Source organism: Streptomyces sp. Pv4-95, from assembly GCF_045782725.1.
Lineage (GTDB): Bacteria > Actinomycetota > Actinomycetes > Streptomycetales > Streptomycetaceae > Streptomyces.
The window spans coordinates 6200129-6218089 of record NZ_CP127172.1; the positions used below are offsets into that span (position 1 = coordinate 6200129).

Consider the following 17961-nt stretch of genomic DNA (forward strand, 5'->3'; position numbering starts at 1 on the left):
GGCACAATGGACACCATGAGCAGCCGTGCCGCCGGGCAGGACCCCGCCCCGTCCTCGCCCGCCCCCACCCTGGACCCCGCCGTCGCCGCCCGCCTCAAGCACGGCGCCGACGGCCTCGTCCCCGCCATCGCCCAGCAGTACGACACCGGCGAGGTGCTGATGCTCGGCTGGATGGACGACGAGGCACTGCGCCGCACGCTCACCACCGGCCGCTGCACGTACTGGTCGCGCAGCCGCCAGGAGTACTGGGTCAAGGGCGACACCTCGGGCCACTTCCAGCACGTCAAGTCCGTCGCCCTGGACTGCGACGCCGACACCGTTCTGGTCAAGGTCGACCAGGTCGGAGCCGCCTGCCACACCGGCGACCGCACCTGCTTCGACGCGGATGTGCTGACCCTCGCCTCTCCCACGGACCAGTAGGCTCCGCTCCCATGACCACGGGAACCACCGGCACCGCCACTCCGGACCTCGACACCTTCCGCACCCTCGCCAAGGACCGGCGGGTCATCCCCGTCACCCGGCGCCTGCTGGCGGACGGCGACACCCCGGTGGGGCTCTACAGAAAACTCGCGGCCGAGCGCCCCGGAACCTTCCTGCTGGAGTCCGCGGAGAACGGCCGGACGTGGTCGCGCTACTCCTTCATCGGCGTGCGCAGCGCCGCGACGCTCACCGCGCGCGACGGCCGGGCGCACTGGCTGGGGACCCCGCCGGTCGGCGTGCCCACCGACGGCGACCCGCTGGCCGCCCTGCGCGCCACCGTCGAGGCCCTGCACACCCCGCGCGACCTCATCGAGGGCGCGGGCCTGCCGCCGTTCACCGGCGGCATGGTCGGCTACCTCGGCTACGACATCGTGCGCCGGCTGGAGAAGATCGGTGACCACACCACCGACGACCTCCGGCTGCCCGAGCTGACCATGCTGCTCACCTCCGACCTCGCGGTCCTGGACCACTGGAACGGCACGGTCCTGCTGATCGCCAACGCGATCAACCACAACGACCTCGACACCGGCATCGACGAGGCGTACGCCGACGCGGTCGCCCGGCTCGACACCATGGCCGACGACCTCGCCCGCCCCGCGCCCGCGAGCGCCGCGGCCCTGCCGCCCTCCGAGGTGCCCCCGTACACCGCGAAGTGGGGCGGCGAGGAGTTCCAGGAGGTCGTCGAGGACATCAAGGAGCGGATCCGGGCCGGCGAGGCATTCCAGGTCGTGCCCTCCCAGCGGTTCGAAACCCCCTGCACCGCAAGCGCGTTGGACGTCTACCGCGTGCTGCGTGCCACCAACCCCAGCCCGTACATGTACCTCTTCCGCTTCGAGGGCGGTGACGGGGGCGCCTTCGACGTGGTCGGCTCCAGCCCCGAGGCGCTGGTGAAGGTCGAGGACGGCCGGGCGATGGTGCACCCCATCGCGGGCACCCGCCCGCGCGGCGCGACCGTCCAGGAGGACCAGGCGCTCGCGGACGAGCTGATGGCCGACCCCAAGGAGCGCGCCGAGCACCTGATGCTCGTCGACCTGGGCCGCAACGACCTCGGCCGGGTCTGCGAGCCCGGCAGTGTCGAGGTCGTCGACTTCATGTCCGTGGAGCGCTACAGCCACGTCATGCACATCGTCTCCACCGTCACCGGGCAGGTCGGCGCGGGCCGCACCGCCTTCGACGTGCTCACCGCCTGCTTCCCCGCCGGCACCCTCTCCGGTGCCCCCAAGCCGCGGGCCCTGCAGATCATCGAGGAGCTGGAGCCGACCCGTCGCGGCGTCTACGGCGGCTGCGTCGGCTACCTCGACTTCGCCGGGGACTCCGACACCGCCATCGCGATCCGCACCGCCCTGCTGCGGGACGGCACCGCCTACGTCCAGGCGGGCGCCGGCATCGTCGCCGACTCCGACCCGGTCGCGGAGGACACCGAGTGCCGCAACAAGGCCGCCGCGGTCCTCCGCGCGGTGCACACCGCGAACCGCATGGCGACGTAGCGGCGCCTCGCGCTCCCCGTCACCCGCCAGGGGCACGGTCGGCGCCGCGGAATCCGTCGCACGCACCCCCGCGCGGCGGCCCCCACCCCGCGGTGCGCGATAGTGGTACGCGTGAGTGCCGTATCCCAGCCCCGTACAGACGCCGAGCCCGCGCCCGCGCCGGCCGCGCCCGGCAGCGCCCGGCGCAGCCTCGCCCTCGCGCTGCTGGCCGGCGCGTTGGGCGCCGGCCTCGCGCTGCTCTCCTCAGGCCGCACCTGGGCCGAGGGCACCGCTGTCCTCGCCCAGGGAGAGCTGCCGCGCCGCGTGACCGGCAGCGATGTGACGGGCGTGCCCGGCGCGCTCGCCGTCGTCGGCCTGGCCGCGCTGGTGGCCGTCTTCGCGGTGCGCCGCGCGGGCCGGATCGCGGTCGCCGCGCTGCTCGCGCTCAGCGGCCTGGGCACCGTCGTCGCCGCCGTGCTCGGCAACTCCGACACCTCGGCGCTGCGGGAGAAGGCCGCCACCGCCGTCGGCCTGACCGGAACCGATGTGCATCACGTCACGCACACCCTGTGGCCCTGGGTGGCCGCCGCCGGCGGTGTGCTGCTGCTGATCGCCGGGGTGCTCGCACTGCTTCACGGCCGCTACTGGCCTGCGATGTCGGGCCGTTACGAGCGGACGCCGGGCGGCGGCCGCGGTCCGCGCCGCGCCCCGGCAGCGCCGGACCTGGACCGGCCGGAGGAGATCTGGAAGTCCCTGGACCGCGGCGAGGACCCCACCCGGTAACCGCGTGCCCCGCGGCATCGGTGACAATGGACGCCGAGGATCACCGCGCCCCGACCCCGGCGCGAAAGAGCAACGAGGAGCATTCATGTCGAGCAGTGGCCACGGACACACCCCCGCCGCCTGGACCGGCGTCATCATCTCGTTCATCGGCTTCTGCGTCGCGGGTGCCTTCATCGTGCTGGCGAACGTGCCCGGTTTCTGGGCCGGCATGGCCCTGATCGGCCTCGGCGCCGTGGTCGGCGGCCTGATGCGCATGGCCGGCCTGGGCGACGCCCCCAAGCGCTCGGCCGCGCCGCGCGCGGCGACGGCGGCGAAGGCGCAGCCCCAGGAGGGCTGACCTCTCCTCCCACTCCTCCGTGGCGCCGGATCCCGGCGCCACCCGGCAGTACCCCCGAAGGCGCCGCTTCCCGGCCCGTACGCACGCCTCGTGCCGTACCCGCCGTCCGTGCCACCCCCGTACGGCGGCCGAGAAGCTGCGCCTTCGCGCATGCCGCAGCACAATCGGCAGCGTGAGCGAGCGCGCGGACCGGATCGGACCGGGAGCCCCGCCTGCTGCCCGGTGGGACGCCCGCCCGGCAGCCGGACCTCCCGGCAGGCCCCCGGCCGCGAGCGAGGACCCCCCGGCCGGTGCCCGTACGGCCGCGCGCCGGAGCCCGCAGCGCCGCCTGGCGGCCCCTCTGGGCACTCTCGCCGCCGCTACCGCCGCCTTCGCCTACGTCGGCGCTGTCGACCCGCACGAGCCCGGCCACTACCCGGTCTGCCCGCTGCTGCACCTCACCGGCATCTACTGCCCGGCCTGCGGAGGGCTGCGCAGCGCGTACGCGGTCGCACACGGCGACCTCGTGGCCGCGCTGGGCGCCAACGCCCTCGCCGTGGCGGGCTACGCCGCCTTCGCGCTCTTCCTGGCGGCCTGGCTGGCCCGTGCGGCACGCGGACGCCCCACCCTGGGCCCCCGCCCGCGCGCCGGGCACTGGTGGGCTCTGGGCGGGCTGGCCCTGGCCTTCACGGTCCTGCGCAATCTGCCCTTCGGCACCGGGCTGATCCCGTGACCGGCCGTCCGCGCCCTCCGCGCCGCTCCGCCCTCCCCGGCCGCTCCGCACGCCGGACGGAGCCCGCGGATGTCCAGGTTGTGGGACCACCGTCAACCGGATGCGGGACCTGCGCCCCGCGGCGGATACCATCGGAGTGCCTGCTGGGACGGATTCTCGCCCCGAGGGTCACTGTCCACCTCCACCGTTCAAGAAGGAGGCCGCTCGCGTGAGTGTGCTCGACGAGATCATCGACGGAGTCCGCGCCGACCTCGCCGAGCGGCAGGCACGCGTCGGCCTCGACGAGCTCAAGGACCGGGCGCAGAAGGCACGGCCGGCCAAGGACGGCGTCGCCGCGCTCAAGGGCGACAGCGTCACGGTGATCTGCGAGGTGAAGCGCTCCAGCCCCTCCAAGGGCGCGCTCGCCGCGATCGCCGACCCCGCCGGGCTCGCCGCCGACTACGAAGCGGGCGGTGCGGCGGTCATCTCCGTCCTCACCGAGCAGCGCCGCTTCGGCGGCTCGCTGGCCGACCTCGAAGCGGTCCGCGCGAGGGTCGACATCCCGGTCCTGCGCAAGGACTTCATCGTCACCGCCTACCAGCTCTGGGAGGCCCGTGCCTACGGCGCCGACCTCGCGCTGCTGATCGTCTCCGCGCTGGAGCAGGAGGCGCTCGTCTCGCTGATCGAGCGCGCCGAGTCGATCGGCCTGACGCCGCTGGTCGAGGTGCACGACGAGGAGGAGGCCGCCCGCGCGGTCGACGCCGGCGCCCGGATCATCGGTGTCAACGCCCGCAACCTCAAGACCCTTGAGGTCGACCGCGGCAACTTCGCCCGGATCGCCCCCGAGATCCCCGACCACATCGTCAAGATCGCCGAGTCCGGCGTGCGCGGGCCGCACGACCTGATCGCATACGCCAACGACGGCGCGGACGCCGTCCTGGTCGGCGAGTCGCTGGTCACCGGCAAGGACCCCAAGACCGCCGTCGCCGACCTGGTCGCCGCGGGCTCGCACCCGGCGATCCGCCACGGCCGGTCCTGAGCGGCCGGAGTACGCGGACACCGACATGACCGCCACCACCGCAGGCATCCGCCGTCAGGCCCGGGGACCCCACCCGGGCCCGGTCGGCGTGCGCGCCGCGGCGGGTGGCGCCCGTGCCCCCTACCCGGCCCTCGTCCGCGGCTGCCGGCCGCGCGGCTGCCGGGCGCCCGCCCGCCGTGTCCACGGCCGCCGGGTCAGGTACCACATCGGCTCCGAGCCGGGGCAGATCAACGGCATGCGATGGCGACCGGGGTCCGCGCGCTGACGCGCCGGCCCCGCACGCACAGGCCGGAGGGAGCGGCGGTCCGATGACCGCCTGCCGCCTCCCCGGCCGCCGCCCGTCGACCCATGACGGCGGCACCGTGCCCCTGGCCGACGCGGCGTACGGCGCTGCCGCCCCGCACCCCCGCCCTGTACGAGCCGTTCATTACACCGGCCCACAGGCTCCGCGGTGGCAGCGAACGACGCCCGCGTGCGACGCATACCGTGATGCCCACATCCCGACATAACCGGACTTCCGGGGCGACTGCCCCGGCCTAGGAGTGCGTCAGATGTCCTCCGATTTCTTCCTTCCCGACCCCGAGGGTCGTGTGCCGAGCCCCGAGGGCTACTTCGGTGCCTTCGGCGGCAAGTTCATCCCCGAGGCGCTGGTCGCCGCGGTCGACGAGGTCGCCGCGGAGTACGAGAAGGCCAAGGCCGACCCCGCGTTCGTGGCCGAGCTCAACGACCTGATGGTCAACTACACCGGGCGGCCCAGCGCGCTCACCGAGGTGCCGCGGTTCGCCGAACACGCCGGTGGCGCGCGGGTGTTCCTCAAGCGCGAGGACCTCAACCACACCGGCTCGCACAAGATCAACAACGTGCTGGGCCAGGCGCTGCTCACCAAGCGGATGGGCAAGACCCGCGTCATCGCCGAGACCGGCGCCGGCCAGCACGGCGTCGCCACCGCGACGGCCTGTGCCCTCTTCGGCCTCGAATGCACCATCTACATGGGCGAGATCGACACCGAGCGCCAAGCGCTCAACGTCGCCCGGATGCGGATGCTCGGCGCCGAGGTCATCGCCGTGAAGTCCGGCAGCCGCACCCTCAAGGACGCCATCAACGAGGCGTTCCGGGACTGGGTCGCCAACGTCGACCGCACCCACTACCTCTTCGGCACGGTCGCGGGCCCCCACCCCTTCCCCGCCCTGGTCCGCGACTTCCACCGCGTCATCGGGGTCGAGGCGCGCCGCCAGCTCCTGGAGCGCACCGGCCGCCTGCCCGACGCCGCCGTGGCCTGCGTAGGCGGCGGCTCCAACGCCATCGGCCTCTTCCACGCCTTCCTCGACGACGAGAGCGTCCGGCTGGTCGGCTGCGAGCCGGGCGGCCACGGCGTCGAGACCGGCGAGCACGCGGCCACCCTCACCGAGGGCACCCCCGGCATCCTGCACGGCTCCCGCAGCTACGTCCTGCAGGACGAGGACGGCCAGATCACCGAGCCGTACTCCATCTCGGCCGGCCTGGACTACCCGGGCATCGGCCCCGAGCACGCCTACCTCAAGGACGTCGGCCGGGCCGAGTACCGCGCCGTCACCGACGACGGGGCGATGCAGGCCCTGCGACTGCTGTCGCAGACCGAGGGCATCATTCCGGCCATCGAGAGCGCGCACGCACTGGCCGGCGCCCTGGAGCTGGGCCGCGAGCTGGGCCCCGAGGGCCTGCTGCTGGTGAACCTCTCCGGCCGCGGTGACAAGGACATGGACACCGCCGCCCGGTACTTCGGGCTGTACGACGACAAGGGCGAAGCCGACGTGGACGGCGTCGTCCGCCCCACGGGCGAAGGTGAGAAGTGATGGCAGGCAACATCGAACTGCTGAACTCGGTGCTGGCCGCGGCCCGCGCGGAGAACCGCGCCGCGCTCGTCGGCTACCTCCCGGCGGGCTTCCCGACCGTGGACGGCGGCGTACGGGCGATGACCGAGATGCTGGACGGCGGCTGCGACATCGTCGAGGTCGGGCTGCCGCACAGCGACCCGGTCCTGGACGGGCCGGTGATCCAGACCGCGGACGACATCGCGTTGCGCGGCGGCGTGAAGATCGTCGATGTGATCCGCACGGTCGGTGAGGTGCACGCCGCCACGGGCGCGCCGGTGCTGTGCATGACGTACTGGAACCCCGTCGACCGCTACGGCGTCGAGCGGTTCGCCGCCGATCTCGCCGAGGCCGGCGGCGCCGGCTGCATCCTGCCGGACCTGCCGGTCGAGGAGTCCGAGGTGTGGCGCAAGGCCGCCGAGCAGCACGGGCTGGCCACGGTCTTCGTGGTCGCGCCGAGCAGCCGCGACGAGCGCCTCGCCAAGATCACCGCGGCGGGCAGCGGGTTCGTCTACGCCGCCTCGCTGATGGGCGTCACCGGCACCCGCGTGTCGGTCGGCCGCCAGGCGGAGGAGCTGGTCACCCGCACCCGCGCCACCACCGACCTGCCGGTCTGTGTCGGCCTGGGCGTCTCCAACCCCGAACAGGCCGCCGAGGTGGCCCGGTTCGCGGACGGTGTGATCGTCGGGTCCGCGTTCGTCAAGCGCCTGCTGGAGGAGGACGGCGACCTCACGGCGGGTCTCGCCGGCGTCCGGGCCCTGGCGGGCGAACTGGCAGAGGGCGTGCGCAGGCGCGCATAGGGCCGTAGGCATGTACGCCCATCCGTGCGGGTGGGTGCGTGCAGTCGGTCGAGCCATCCCCCAAAGGGGCGAAAAACGGTGCGGAGGGGTGCAGCGGCACCCCTCCGCTTCGTTGTCCAGGAGTGTGAGCCAAAAGAACCTTGAGGCAAAGAGCAGCGCCCGCGAGCGGCTGCAGGCACAGCGTGAGAAGGAAAAGGCGCGCGCCCGGCGCGGCCGTCAGGCGATCGTCGCCGGATCGGTCGTCGCGGTGCTGGCGATCGCCGGCGGCGTAGCGGTCTGGGCGTCCGCCATGGGAGGCGAGGACACCACCGACGCCAAGATGGCGGTCCCGAAGGCGGCCGCCGACGGGGACAAGCCGGCCGTCACGGTCGGCGCGGTCAACGCCCCCTCGACTCTCACGGTCTGGGAGGACTTCCGCTGCCCCGCCTGCCAGCAGTTCGAGACCGGTTTCCGCTCGGTCATCCACGAGTTGGAGGACTCCGGCCGGATGAAGACCGAGTACCACCTCGCGACGATCATCGACGGCAACGTCGGCGGCAAGGGGTCCCTCAACGCCGCCAACGCGGCACTCTGCGCCCAGGACACCGGGAAGTTCCGCGATTACCACGACGTCCTCTACTCGAACCAGCCGCCCGAGCCGCAGGACAAGTTCGCCGACAAGAAGCACCTGATCCAACTGGCGGGCAAGGTCAAGGGGCTGGTGACCGACAACTTCACCCGGTGCGTCAACGAAGGCACCTACGACGGCTTCGTGCAGAAGTCCAACTCCGCCTTCGCCACCTCCGGTTACCGCGGCACACCGACCGTGCTGCTCGACGGCAAGGACCTGGCCAAGGCCAAGGGCGGCCGGTTCACCCCGGCGGACCTCAAGAAGGCGGTGCAGGGCACCGGCAAGGCGAAGAAGCCCGGCACCGGATCGGTGCCCGTGTCCTGACGTCCGGCGGGCTCCGCACGCGCAGTGTCCTGGCGTGGAACGGCGGGGTCGTTACGGAGCCGTAGCCGGGTGGGTTGTCGCCGACCCCGCCCGGCGCGGTAGCGTCGACCCTGCCATGGACCTCGCATTCATTCCCAGCCCGTCGACCGGTGTCGTACATCTCGGCCCGATCCCGCTGCGCGGCTACGCATTCTGCATCATCATCGGCGTCTTCATCGGCGTCTGGCTCGGCAACAAGCGCTGGATCCAGCGCGGTGGCCGCTCCGGGACCGTCGCGGACATCGCCGTGTGGGCCGTGCCCTTCGGGCTCGTCGGTGGACGCCTCTACCACGTCATCACGACGTACGAGCCGTACTTCGGCGAGGGCGGCCACCCCCTCGACGCCTTCAAGGTGTGGGAAGGCGGCCTCGGGATCTGGGGCGCGGTCGCGCTCGGCGCGGTCGGCGCCTGGATCGGCTGCCGCCGACGGGGCATCCCGCTGCCCGCCTACGCCGACGCGCTGGCGCCCGGCCTCGCTCTCGGGCAGGCGATCGGCCGCTGGGGCAACTGGTTCAACCAGGAGCTCTACGGCCGCGCCACGGACGTGCCGTGGGCGCTGGAGATCAGCTCCGACCCCGCGATCGGCCGGGTCGGCGGCACCTACCACCCCACCTTCCTCTACGAGTCCCTGTGGTGCATCGGTGTCGCGCTGCTGGTGATCTGGGCCGACAAGCGCTTCAAGATGGGCCACGGCCGGGTCTTCGCGCTCTACGTCGCCGCCTACTGCGCGGGCCGCGCCTGGATCGAGTACATGCGCGTCGACGAGGCGCACCACATCCTGGGCATGCGGCTGAACGTCTGGACCGCGCTGATCGTCTTCCTGTGCGCGGTCGCCTACCTGGTGGTCTCCGCCAAGAGGGCGCCCGGGCGTGAGGCGGTCGTCGAGCCGCTGGCGCAGGCCGAGGCCGGTGCGCAGGCCGCGGACGCCGCTGACGGCGCGGACGGCGACAAGGTCTCCGTCGAGAAGCAGGCGGAGCCGAAGACCGAGCCGAAGAGCGCCGCGGACGCCGGGGCCGACACCGCTGAGGCGGAGGAGCCGGCCGAGGAGAAGCCCGAGGCCGGGCAGTCCGAGGCCGAGGAGTCCGCCGCCGAGGAGTCCGACGCCGACGGCTCCACCGGGGCCACCGGCGACGACGCGCCGCAGGGGCCGGACGCCCCCGCGGATGCGGCGAAGCCCGCCGGGAGCGGCAGCACGAAGAAGTCCTGACGACCGCGGCCGCGCGCGACGCGGCCGTACGCCTGCCGGAGAGCGCCGGGCGGACTCGCAGTGTCGAGTCCGCCCGGCGCTTCGTCGTACGGCGGTCTCAGCGGCGGCGGCCCGCCAGGGCCAGCACCTGCCGGGCGCCCGCGACCACCGCCGCGTCGACGAACCGGCCGTCCGGCAGGGCGAGCGCCCCGGCGTCCGTCGCGGCGGCCCGCACGATCTCCTCCGCGGCTTCGATCTCCTCCGGGCCGGGCAGGTGAGCGGACTCGATGACCGGCAGCTGGCGGGGGTGGATCGCCGCCCTGCCCAGGAAGCCCAGGGCGCGGCCGTGTGCGCAGGACCGGGCCAGGCCGTCCAGGTCACGGATGTCGCGGTAGACCGACTGCGGGGGCGGGGCCAGGCCGGCGGCGCGGGCGGCGTTCACCGTCCGGCCGCGGGCCCAGGTCAGCCCCGTCTCGTCCCGCAGTCGCAGTTCCGCGGCGAGGTCGGCCTCCCCGAGGGCGATACCGCGCACCGCGGGGTGCGCGGTGGCGATCGCGAAGGCGTGCTCGACGCCCAGCGCGGACTCCAGCAGGGCGTGCAGGGCGGGGGTCCGGGCCGCGCCCGGCGAGGAGCGGCGTTCGGGGGGCGCGGCGAGGGTGGCGGTGCTGCTGCCCGTGGTGGTGGGGCCGGTGGGGGGAGGGCCCACGAGGGTGCGCCGCGCGATGCGACGGGCCGAGAGTTCCGGGGCGTAGGGGACCGGTGAGGCGGTCGGGGACGTCGTGGCCCAGTCGACGGCCCGGAGGACGTCGGCGGGTCCCCGCACTTTGGGCAGTCGCAGACCGGCCAGCCCCGGCAGCGCGGCGAGGGTGCGGATCTCGGTTTCGGCGCGTGGACCGTCCAGGGCATTGACGCGTACGTGCACCGGCACCGGTCCCGGCGCCGCATCGCTCAGCAGCTCCGCGGTGGCCCGCAGCGCATAGTCCTTGCGGTCAGGCGAGACCGCGTCCTCCAGGTCCACCAGGACCACGTCGGCGCCGCAGCCGAGTGCCTTGGTGACCACCTCGGGGCGGTCACCGGGGACGTACAGCCAGGTCAGCACCACGGTGGGGGGAGGGTTCTGGGCGTCCTGCGGGGCGGCGGTCACAGGGCACCGGCCGCCCGCAGCTCGGCGATCTCCGTGCCGGTCATCCCGAGCCCGGTCAGCACCTCGTCGGTGTTCGCGCCGTGCGGGCGGCCCGCCCAGCGGATGGCTCCGGGCGTCTCGGAGAGCCGGAAGAGCACGTTCTGCATCCGCAGTGTGCCCAGTTCCTCGTCGGGCACCTCGGTGATGGAGCCCAGCGCCTGGTACTGCGCGTCCGCCATCACGTCCCGGATGTCGTAGACGGGTGCGACGGCGGCCTCGGCCTTCTCGAAGGCGGCGGTCACCTCGGCGCGGTCGTGGCGGGCGATCCAGTCGCCGACCGCCGCGTCCAGGGTCTCGGCGTGCGCGGCCCGGCCCGCTCCGGTCGCGAACCAGGGTTCGTCGATCACGTCCGGCCGGCCGACCAGCCGCAGTACCCGCTCGGCGATGGACTGCGCCGAGGTGGACACCGCCACCCAGGAGCCGTCCGCGGTGCGGTAGGTGTTGCGGGGCGCGTTGTTGGTGGAGCGGTTGCCGGTGCGCGGCTGCACATAGCCGAGCTGGTCGTACCAGAGGGACTGCGGCCCGAGGACCGCCAGCATCGGTTCGATGATGGCCATGTCGACGACCTGGCCCCGGCCGGTGGTGTCCCGTCCGCGCAGTGCGGCCATCACCGCGTACGCCGTGGTGAGCGCGGCGATGGAGTCGGCGAGCCCGAACGGCGGCAGGGTCGGCGGCCCGTCCGGCTCGCCGGTGACCGCCGCGAAACCGCTCATCGCCTCGGCGAGGGTGCCGAAACCGGGGCGCCGGGCGTACGGGCCGAACTGCCCGAACCCGGTGACCCGGGTCAGCACCAGGCGCGGGTTGACGGCGGACAGCTCCTCCCAGCCCAGGTCCCACTTCTCCAGGGTGCCGGGGCGGAAGTTCTCGATCACTACGTCCGCCTCGGCGGCGAGCCGGAGCAGCACCGCCCGGCCGCCGGGCCGGGAGAGATCGGCGGTGACCGTCTTCTTGTTGCGGCCCAGCAGCTTCCACCACAGGCCGACGCCGTCCTTGGCGGGGCCGTGGCCGCGCGACGGGTCGGGCCTGCGGGGGTGCTCGACCTTGATCACCTCGGCCCCGAAGTCCCCGAGCATGGTCGCGGCCAGCGGGCCCGCGAACAGGGTGGCGAGGTCGAGCACCCTGAGCCCGCTCAGCGGACCGGACGCGGGGCGGGGCGCGGTGTCCTGGCGTGGCGCGGGCTCGGACTCACCGGAAAGGGACGGGTCGGTCATGGTGCGGGGCCTCCGGTCGTTCGGTGTGGCGGACGGCGAGCGCGGCGGTGCGCGCCGCGAGGGTGTCGAAGCCGATGCCGTCCAGCCCGCCGACACCGGTGGCGAGCCGGTTGCGCAGCGGCGCCGTCCAGCGGGCGGGCAGCGCGGCGGGTGATCCCGCGAGCAGTCCGGTGAGGGAACCGGCCGTCGCGCCGTTGGAATCGGTGTCCCAACCTCCGGACACCGCACGGCAGATGGAGCCCTCGAAGTCGCCGTCGGCATGCGTGAGGGCGGCGGCGAGCAGCGCGGCGTTCGGGACGGCGTGCACCCAGTGGTGGTGTCCGTAGGCGGTGTGCAGCCGGTCGACGACGTCGGCGAAGCCGGCCGGTGTGCCCGTGGGCTCGGCGCGCGCCGTCGCGATGCCGAAGCGGACGGCCCGCGCGAGCCGGCACCGCGCGGGGATCACCCCGAGCCCGGCCCGCAGGACGTCGTCCACCCGGGCGTTGCCGCCGGCGGCCGCGGCGACGGCGGCGGCCGTGAACATCGCGGCGTACACGCCGTTCGCGGTATGGCTGAGCGTGGCGTCCCGCCAGGCCAGTTCCGCCGCGGTCACCGGATCGCCGGGATGCGTCCAGCCGAAGACATCGGCCCGGATCTGCGCACCGATCCACTCCCGGAACGGGTTGCGGTACCGGGCGGTGTGCGGCGGCTCGATGCCGTCCAGGAGGTTGCGGTACGCGACGCGTTCGGCGGTGAACGTGCGGCCGGCGGGCAACTCGTCCAGCCACAGCCGCGCGACGTCCGCGGTGGCGAAGCCGTGGCCGTGGCGTTCCAGGAGCAGCAGTCCGAGGAGCGGGTAGTTGAGGTCGTCGTCCTCGGGCATACCGTCGATGTTCTCGGCCAGTGACGTGGCCCGGCTGCGGCGGTTCCACGGGTGGCGGGCGGCCACCGCCGGGTCGAGCCCGGCCTCGGTGAACCACGAGGTCAGCGGCCAGTTCCCGGTCGACCGCGCGAGCGCCCTGAGCCCGTGGAGCGGGAGCTTCTCGACGGGCTTGCCGAGCAGGCAGCCGGCCGCCCGCCCCAGCCAGCCGGCTTCCAGCCGCTGCACGGAGGCGCCGCCGGCCGGGCGGGGCGCGCCGTCCGCCTCCGTGGCGCCGTCCACCGCGCACGGGCGCGCCGCCTCGATCCCCGCGAGGTCGGTGGGCTCGTCGGGGGCCGACGGGCAGGGCAGCGCGGCGAGTTGGTCGAGGAGGTCGCAGGCGAGCGCACGCAGGGAGGCGGGGCAGGGGCCGGCGGACGCCCCGGCCCGCTCCGGTGCCGGCGCGCCGCCCGCCGCGTACCACCGGCGCGCGATGGCCGCGGCGTCCCGCCCGTCCTCGGCCGCCTGCCGCAGCTCATGCCCCATCAGGTCCTCGGGCTGCACCCATGTCACCCGCAGCGCCGGACCGTACCCGGCGGGCGCGACATCCACGCCGCCCGGCGGACGTCCCTGCGGCCGGGGCGTCATCACGTCGCCGTGAGCGCCGCGAACGCCCGCTCGTGCGCCCGGTGCCGCTCCTGGTCGCGGTCGAAGATCTCCCGGGCCACCGCGGCCAGGGCACCCGCCGGGGCCCGCAGGTCCAGACGGCTGGCGCGGGCGACCTCGGTGCTCCAGTCGTCCGGCACGGCCGAAGCGCCGTGCAGCGCGCCGACCAGCGCACCGCTCATCGTCGCGATCGAGTCGCAGTCACGGCCGTAGTTGACGGCGCCGAGGACGGTGCGCCGGAAGTCGCCACCGCCGACGAGCACCATCCCCAGCGCGACGGGCAGTTCCTCGATGGCGTGCAGCCGGGACGGGCGGCGGGCGCCCAGGGAAGGGTTGCGGTAATCCGGTCCCACCGTGTCGAAGGGCGCGATGGCGGCCCGCAGCGGCGCCAGCGCCGACTCGAAGTCGGAGTCGGGGACGGCGGCCTCGCAGACCGCCTCGATCGCCGCGCGGGTGCCGTCCTTGGCGACCCGCAGCGCGTGCTCGACGATGCGGGCGGGTGTGGCGTCCGGTGTGCACGCCGCGGCCACCGCGGCGGCGAAGACACCGGCGGCCTCCCGGCCGTAGGAGGACTGGTGGGTCGCCGCGATGTCCAGCGCCTCGGCGTAAGCCCGGTCGGGATTGCCGGCGTTGACGATGCCCACCGGCGCCATGTACATCGCCGCACCGCAGTTGACGATGTTTCCGACGCCCGCCTCGCGCGGGTCGACATGCCCGTAGTGCAGCCGCGCCACGATCCACTTCTCGGCGAGGAAGATGCGTTGCAGCGGCAGCGCCTCGGCCTCCAGCTCCGGGATCCAGCGCGGGGTGCCGATCAGGTCCGGCACCAGATGGTCGGCGATGTCATACGCGTCGAGGTGGTCGCGCACCGTCTCGTAGACCCGCACCAGCGCATGCGTCATCAAGGTGTCGTCGGTGACGTGCCCGTCGCCCTTGTGGTACGGCGCGATGGGCCGCGCGGTGCGCCAGTCCTCGTGGAACGGCCCGACGATGCCCTCCACCCGGCCGCCGTGCCGGGCCACGATCTGGTCCGGCGTCCAGCCCTCGACCGGCCCGCCGAGCGCGTCGCCGACGGCGGCACCGACCAGGCACCCCGCCGCCCGGTCCTCCAGAGGCGGCGGGGCCGCCGGCCCCGGGCCCGCGGCCGGGGCGGTGACCTCGGCCGTGAGGGGCGTGTTCTGCGTCGTGTACGTCATGGGCGGGCGGGTCCTTCCACGGTGAGGGAGAACAGGGGTGCCGTGGCCGCCAGAGGGGCGGCCACGGCGTCGGCGAGTGCCGGGACGGCTTCCGGGGCGGTCAGTTCCGTACCGGCGAGCAGCCTCGCGAGTTCGACGAGATCGGTGCCGGCCAGCCGCGGCAGCGCGCAGCCGGACAGCACCCGGCAGGCGTCCCGCCAGGTGCGCGGCAGGTCGTGGACGTCACCGAGCGCGCCGGTCAGCGCGCCCGCGAGGGCGGGCGCGGAGTCGGCGACGCGGGACAGACACGCGGCGGCCGGGACCGCTTCGGAGACCAGTCCGTCCGCCGCGAGCGTCAGGGCGAGCGCGACGGGCACGGTCTCGGCCGCGGCGATGCCGTAGCTGTAGACGTGGTCGACGATCTCGTGCTCCAGCACCGGCACCAGGGCGAAGGCGTTGCCGGGCCGGCCGGGACGGTCCGCGGCGACGGCGTGCGCGAGCCGGACGGCGTGCAGCGCGTTGCGCCGGATCTCGGTGCCCTCGGGAAGCTGGCCGAGCGCCGCCTCCACGCAGGCCTGCACCGTCGCCCCGCCGAGCGCCGCCGCGACCGCCGCGGCCATCGCGCGTGCCCCGTGCACCCCGTCGCCGTCCTGCGTGTAACGCGCGTCGTACTCGGCGAGTTCGGCGGCCGCGGACGGCTCGCCCGGGTGGACGACGGCCAGCACGGCGGCCCTGACACAGGCGGCGTCGTCGAAGAAGTGCGGATTGTCGTGGCCGGTGGCGGGCGGCCGCAGCCCGGCGGCGAGGTTGCCGAGCCCGGCCCGTACGGAGATCCGGGCCCGTAGCGGCAGCACCGCCGACTCCACCTCGGGGGCCCGGTCGGCGGCCGCGGCCACCTCGCTCGCCAGCGCGTTCCACGCGAGATCGATGGCCGCTCGCATCCTGCGACCCCGGCCGAGGTCACTGAGCAGCGCCCCGGCGGCGGTGAGTACCGACTCGGCGGTGAAGGCCGCCCACTCCGCATCGTCGGACGGGCCGAGCCGCAGCGGCTCCGGGGGCTGGTTGAGGGCGATCGGGACCGGCAGGGTGGTGGTGGCGTTGTGCTCGGCGAAGGTGTCCAGCTCCCGGGTCAGCCGCCGGGTCCACTCGGGCATCCGGGCGGCCCGGTGTCTGGCCGCGGGCCACCCCGCGGCGTCCCCCGAGGCCAGCCCGAGCAAGAGCCCCTCGATCCGGGCACGGCCGCCGGTCCTGGCGCCCGCACCGTCGTCCGCACCCTCGGGTGCGACGGCTCCGGGCCCGTTCGGGACCTCGTCCGGCCGCTTGCCCGGGCCTGCTTCGCCGCGCGGACGGGCGCCCCGGTCCGCCTTGCCGTCCACCGTGCGCGTCGCTGCCGTCCCGCGCGGTGCGTCCACCCGGCCCGCCGCGTCCGGCGCGGTGAACGCGGCAGGGGGCCGCCCCCACTCCGGCCCGGTGGCCCGCGCTTCGTCGGCGCTCGTTCCTTCGGTGTGCCGGCACCCCGGAAGATCGAGCGCGCCCCGTGCGCCGGACGCCCCTGGCACCTCACCCGCCCGTCGCCTTCCGTCCCGCAGTCCGGCGGCGAAGGCCAGAGCAGGCCCGACGGACCGCACCGGGCCCACGGGTCCGCCGGGCCCGCTCGGCCCGCTCGGCCCCGCAGGGCCTACGGGCCCACCGGGCTGCCCCGGCCCGCTGGGCGCGACGGGGCCACCGGGAGTTCTCGGCCCGACGGGGTTGACGGGGCCGCCCGGCTCGCCGGGGGAGAGGGGATGGTGTGAGACGCGGCGCTCCCGGTCGCAGCCGGTCGCGGTGACGGGGGCGGTCGCCTCGCCGGTCCCGCTCGCGTCGTCCGCATCGTCCGTGGCCTCGGGGGAGCCACCCTGCGGCAGGGGCGCCGGGCCGACAGCGGGCCCAGCATCCGCGGAGGCCGCTTCACCGGCCGACTGCTCGGCCGCCGTGGCATCCTCCGGGCCCGACGCAGGTGTCGGCGCCGTGGCCGCGGCGGCACTCGTTGGCCGGGTGGTGGTCATCGTGCTCCCACCCCCGCGGCCGCCTCGCTCCTCGTCCGGACTTCGGTGTCCTGGGCGCCCGCCGGGGGCACTTCTGTTTCCCCGGATGCCGCCGTACGCGCCTCCGTGGGAGCCGCGGCGCTCGCCTGCGCGGGCGCCGTCGACCTCGGCGCCAGCAGCTCGGCGATGTCCAGGACGTGGTAGCCCGCCATGGACGGCAGACAGCTGCCGCGGGCCGGGCCGATGGCGGTGGTCCAGGTCTCGGGGATGGCGGCGGCGCCGGTCAGGGCACCGGCGAGGGCGCCCGCGACGGCCGCCGTGGTGTCGGCGTCGCGGCCCATGTTGACCGCGGTCAGCACCGAGGCGGTGAAGTCGCCCCGGGCCGCGGCGAAGGCGCCGAAGGCCAGACCGACGGCCTCGGGGGCCAGATCCGTCCACGGGTAGCCGCCGATCACGACCGCGGAGCGCACCGCGCGTTCGATGCCGAGCTGGGTGATGCCCGGATCGTGCCGTGACCGCTGGGCGGCGCCGACGGCGCGACGCAGCGAGCGGGCGGTCCAGGAGTCCTCGGGGACGACGGAGAGCGCGGCGGCGATCACCGCGTCGAGGTTGGGGGTCCCGCCCGGAGCGAAGCCCGTCGAAGGTCCTTGGGGAAGGGCGACCATGGCCGCGGCGACGCCGGCGGCGACCGCCCGTCCGCCGTAGATCCCCTCGCCGTCGTGGCTGACCGTGCCGTCGATGGCGACCAGCCGGGCGGCCTCGGCGGGCCGCCCGGCGGCGAACACCCCGAACGGAGCGGCCCGCATCGCCAGTCCGTCGCTCCAGGCGTGCCGGTGCTGCGCGGAGATGGGGGCGGCGAGACCGCGCCGCAGGTTCTCCAGGGTGCCGCGCTCGCTGAAGCCGGCGCCGCGGAAGGGTCCCTCGTCGCGGTCGGCGATCCACTGGTGCCAGGCCGCCTCGACATGGGCGACGGTCAGCGCCGAGCCGTGCGCGGCGAGCAGCAGCCCGGAGAAGATCGCGTACTCGGTGTCGTCGGTGCCGGCCGGATCGTCCTCGACGTAGCCCTCGATACGGCCCCATCGGCTGCGGATCTGGGAGGGCTTCATGTTCTCGGCGGGGGCCCCGAGCGCGTCCCCGACGGCGAGCCCCAGCATCGCGCCGCGGGCCCGGTCGAGCAGGGCGCCGCAGGCGCCGTCGCGTACGCGGTTGCGGGCTGCGTCCCCCGCGTCCCCCGCGCCGTCGGCGACGTCGGACTCCGC

17 protein-coding genes are annotated in these 17961 nt (G+C 74.8%); 11 read left to right on the top strand and 6 right to left on the bottom strand.

Annotated features, from left to right (window positions below; all coding sequences use genetic code 11):
- Nucleotides 1–6 precede the first annotated feature (6 nt).
- The 11 genes from hisI (at nucleotide 7) to lgt (ending at nucleotide 9626) form a co-directional block, all read left to right on the top strand.
- The gene (gene hisI / locus QOM21_RS27140; protein WP_407553627.1) at nucleotides 7–420 is read left to right on the top strand and encodes a phosphoribosyl-AMP cyclohydrolase; all 414 of its coding nucleotides are present in this window, start codon (nucleotides 7–9) and stop codon (nucleotides 418–420) included.
- 11 nt (nucleotides 421–431) lie between these two features.
- Nucleotides 432–1967 (top strand): anthranilate synthase component I, encoded by a 1536-nt coding sequence (locus QOM21_RS27145; RefSeq protein WP_407553628.1) that lies wholly within the window; start codon nucleotides 432–434, stop codon nucleotides 1965–1967.
- A gap of 111 nt (nucleotides 1968–2078) precedes the next feature.
- Nucleotides 2079–2729, top strand: coding sequence for a TIGR02234 family membrane protein (locus tag QOM21_RS27150; protein WP_407553629.1), 651 nt, complete (start codon nucleotides 2079–2081; stop codon nucleotides 2727–2729).
- An 85-nt stretch (nucleotides 2730–2814) separates the two neighbouring features.
- Nucleotides 2815–3066 (top strand): HGxxPAAW family protein, encoded by a 252-nt coding sequence (locus tag QOM21_RS27155; RefSeq protein ID WP_407553630.1) that lies wholly within the window; start codon nucleotides 2815–2817, stop codon nucleotides 3064–3066.
- Between the two features lie 172 nt (nucleotides 3067–3238).
- Nucleotides 3239–3778, top strand: a complete 540-nt coding sequence (locus tag QOM21_RS27160) for a DUF2752 domain-containing protein (RefSeq protein ID WP_407553631.1) — start codon at nucleotides 3239–3241, stop codon at nucleotides 3776–3778.
- A 208-nt stretch (nucleotides 3779–3986) separates the two neighbouring features.
- The gene (gene trpC / locus QOM21_RS27165; protein WP_393892331.1) at nucleotides 3987–4796 is read left to right on the top strand and encodes an indole-3-glycerol phosphate synthase TrpC; all 810 of its coding nucleotides are present in this window, start codon (nucleotides 3987–3989) and stop codon (nucleotides 4794–4796) included.
- 25 nt (nucleotides 4797–4821) lie between these two features.
- Nucleotides 4822–5061, top strand: coding sequence for a tryptophan biosynthesis modulator TrpM (gene trpM, locus QOM21_RS27170; RefSeq protein ID WP_407553632.1), 240 nt, complete (start codon nucleotides 4822–4824; stop codon nucleotides 5059–5061).
- Nucleotides 5062–5347: 286 nt separating this feature from the next.
- Nucleotides 5348–6628: a tryptophan synthase subunit beta gene (gene trpB, locus QOM21_RS27175; protein WP_407553633.1), complete on the top strand. Its 1281-nt coding sequence runs from the start codon at nucleotides 5348–5350 to the stop codon at nucleotides 6626–6628.
- Nucleotides 6628–7446: a tryptophan synthase subunit alpha gene (trpA, locus tag QOM21_RS27180; RefSeq protein WP_407553634.1), complete on the top strand. Its 819-nt coding sequence runs from the start codon at nucleotides 6628–6630 to the stop codon at nucleotides 7444–7446. Before trpB ends, trpA begins: the two co-directional genes overlap by 1 nt.
- A 124-nt stretch (nucleotides 7447–7570) precedes the next feature.
- Nucleotides 7571–8380 (top strand): thioredoxin domain-containing protein, encoded by an 810-nt coding sequence (locus QOM21_RS27185; RefSeq protein ID WP_407553635.1) that lies wholly within the window; start codon nucleotides 7571–7573, stop codon nucleotides 8378–8380.
- 115 nt (nucleotides 8381–8495) lie between these two features.
- Nucleotides 8496–9626, top strand: a complete 1131-nt coding sequence (lgt, locus tag QOM21_RS27190; protein ID WP_407553636.1) for a prolipoprotein diacylglyceryl transferase — start codon at nucleotides 8496–8498, stop codon at nucleotides 9624–9626.
- Nucleotides 9627–9723: 97 nt separating this feature from the next.
- Here lgt and QOM21_RS27195 read toward each other — a convergent pair whose 3' ends face one another.
- The 6 genes from QOM21_RS27195 to QOM21_RS27220 all read right to left on the bottom strand — a co-directional run bounded on the left by QOM21_RS27195 (nucleotide 9724) and on the right by QOM21_RS27220 (nucleotide 17856).
- Nucleotides 9724–10749: an HpcH/HpaI aldolase/citrate lyase family protein gene (locus QOM21_RS27195; protein WP_407553637.1), complete on the bottom strand. Its 1026-nt coding sequence runs from the start codon at nucleotides 10747–10749 to the stop codon at nucleotides 9724–9726.
- On the bottom strand, nucleotides 10746–11999 hold the full coding sequence (locus tag QOM21_RS27200) for a CaiB/BaiF CoA transferase family protein (RefSeq protein WP_407553638.1): 1254 nt from the start codon (nucleotides 11997–11999) through the stop codon (nucleotides 10746–10748). Before QOM21_RS27200 ends, QOM21_RS27195 begins: the two co-directional genes overlap by 4 nt.
- Nucleotides 11974–13383 carry an ADP-ribosylglycohydrolase family protein gene (locus tag QOM21_RS27205; RefSeq protein ID WP_407555844.1) on the bottom strand — a complete coding sequence of 470 codons (1410 nt, stop codon included), beginning with the start codon at nucleotides 13381–13383 and terminating at the stop codon, nucleotides 11974–11976. Before QOM21_RS27205 ends, QOM21_RS27200 begins: the two co-directional genes overlap by 26 nt.
- 101 nt (nucleotides 13384–13484) lie before the next feature.
- Nucleotides 13485–14699: an ADP-ribosylglycohydrolase family protein gene (locus QOM21_RS27210; protein ID WP_407553639.1), complete on the bottom strand. Its 1215-nt coding sequence runs from the start codon at nucleotides 14697–14699 to the stop codon at nucleotides 13485–13487.
- Entirely contained in the window at nucleotides 14696–15907 is a 1212-nt protein-coding gene (locus tag QOM21_RS27215) for an ADP-ribosylglycohydrolase family protein (RefSeq protein WP_407555845.1), read from the bottom strand. The genes QOM21_RS27210 and QOM21_RS27215 overlap by 4 nt, the downstream gene beginning before the upstream one ends.
- An 812-nt stretch (nucleotides 15908–16719) precedes the next feature.
- A complete protein-coding gene (locus QOM21_RS27220; RefSeq protein ID WP_407555847.1) occupies nucleotides 16720–17856 on the bottom strand; it encodes an ADP-ribosylglycohydrolase family protein in 1137 nt (378 codons plus the stop codon).
- Nucleotides 17857–17961 lie beyond the last annotated feature (105 nt).

Excerpts from the sequence above, each read along its gene's own strand:
- hisI (WP_407553627.1), top strand. The coding sequence starts at position 7 with ATGGACACCATGAGCAGCCGTGCCGCCGGGCAGGACCCCGCCCCGTCC.
- QOM21_RS27145 (WP_407553628.1), top strand. The coding sequence starts at position 432 with ATGACCACGGGAACCACCGGCACCGCCACTCCGGACCTCGACACCTTC.
- QOM21_RS27155 (WP_407553630.1), top strand. The coding sequence starts at position 2,815 with ATGTCGAGCAGTGGCCACGGACACACCCCCGCCGCCTGGACCGGCGTC.
- trpM (WP_407553632.1), top strand. The coding sequence starts at position 4,822 with ATGACCGCCACCACCGCAGGCATCCGCCGTCAGGCCCGGGGACCCCAC.
- trpB (WP_407553633.1), top strand. The coding sequence starts at position 5,348 with ATGTCCTCCGATTTCTTCCTTCCCGACCCCGAGGGTCGTGTGCCGAGC.
- trpA (WP_407553634.1), top strand. The coding sequence starts at position 6,628 with ATGGCAGGCAACATCGAACTGCTGAACTCGGTGCTGGCCGCGGCCCGC.
- lgt (WP_407553636.1), top strand. The coding sequence starts at position 8,496 with ATGGACCTCGCATTCATTCCCAGCCCGTCGACCGGTGTCGTACATCTC.
- QOM21_RS27200 (WP_407553638.1), bottom strand. The coding sequence starts at position 11,999 with ATGACCGACCCGTCCCTTTCCGGTGAGTCCGAGCCCGCGCCACGCCAG.
- QOM21_RS27205 (WP_407555844.1), bottom strand. The coding sequence starts at position 13,383 with ATGGGGCATGAGCTGCGGCAGGCGGCCGAGGACGGGCGGGACGCCGCG.
- QOM21_RS27210 (WP_407553639.1), bottom strand. The coding sequence starts at position 14,699 with ATGACGTACACGACGCAGAACACGCCCCTCACGGCCGAGGTCACCGCC.
- QOM21_RS27220 (WP_407555847.1), bottom strand. The coding sequence starts at position 17,856 with ATGCTGGGGCTCGCCGTCGGGGACGCGCTCGGGGCCCCCGCCGAGAAC.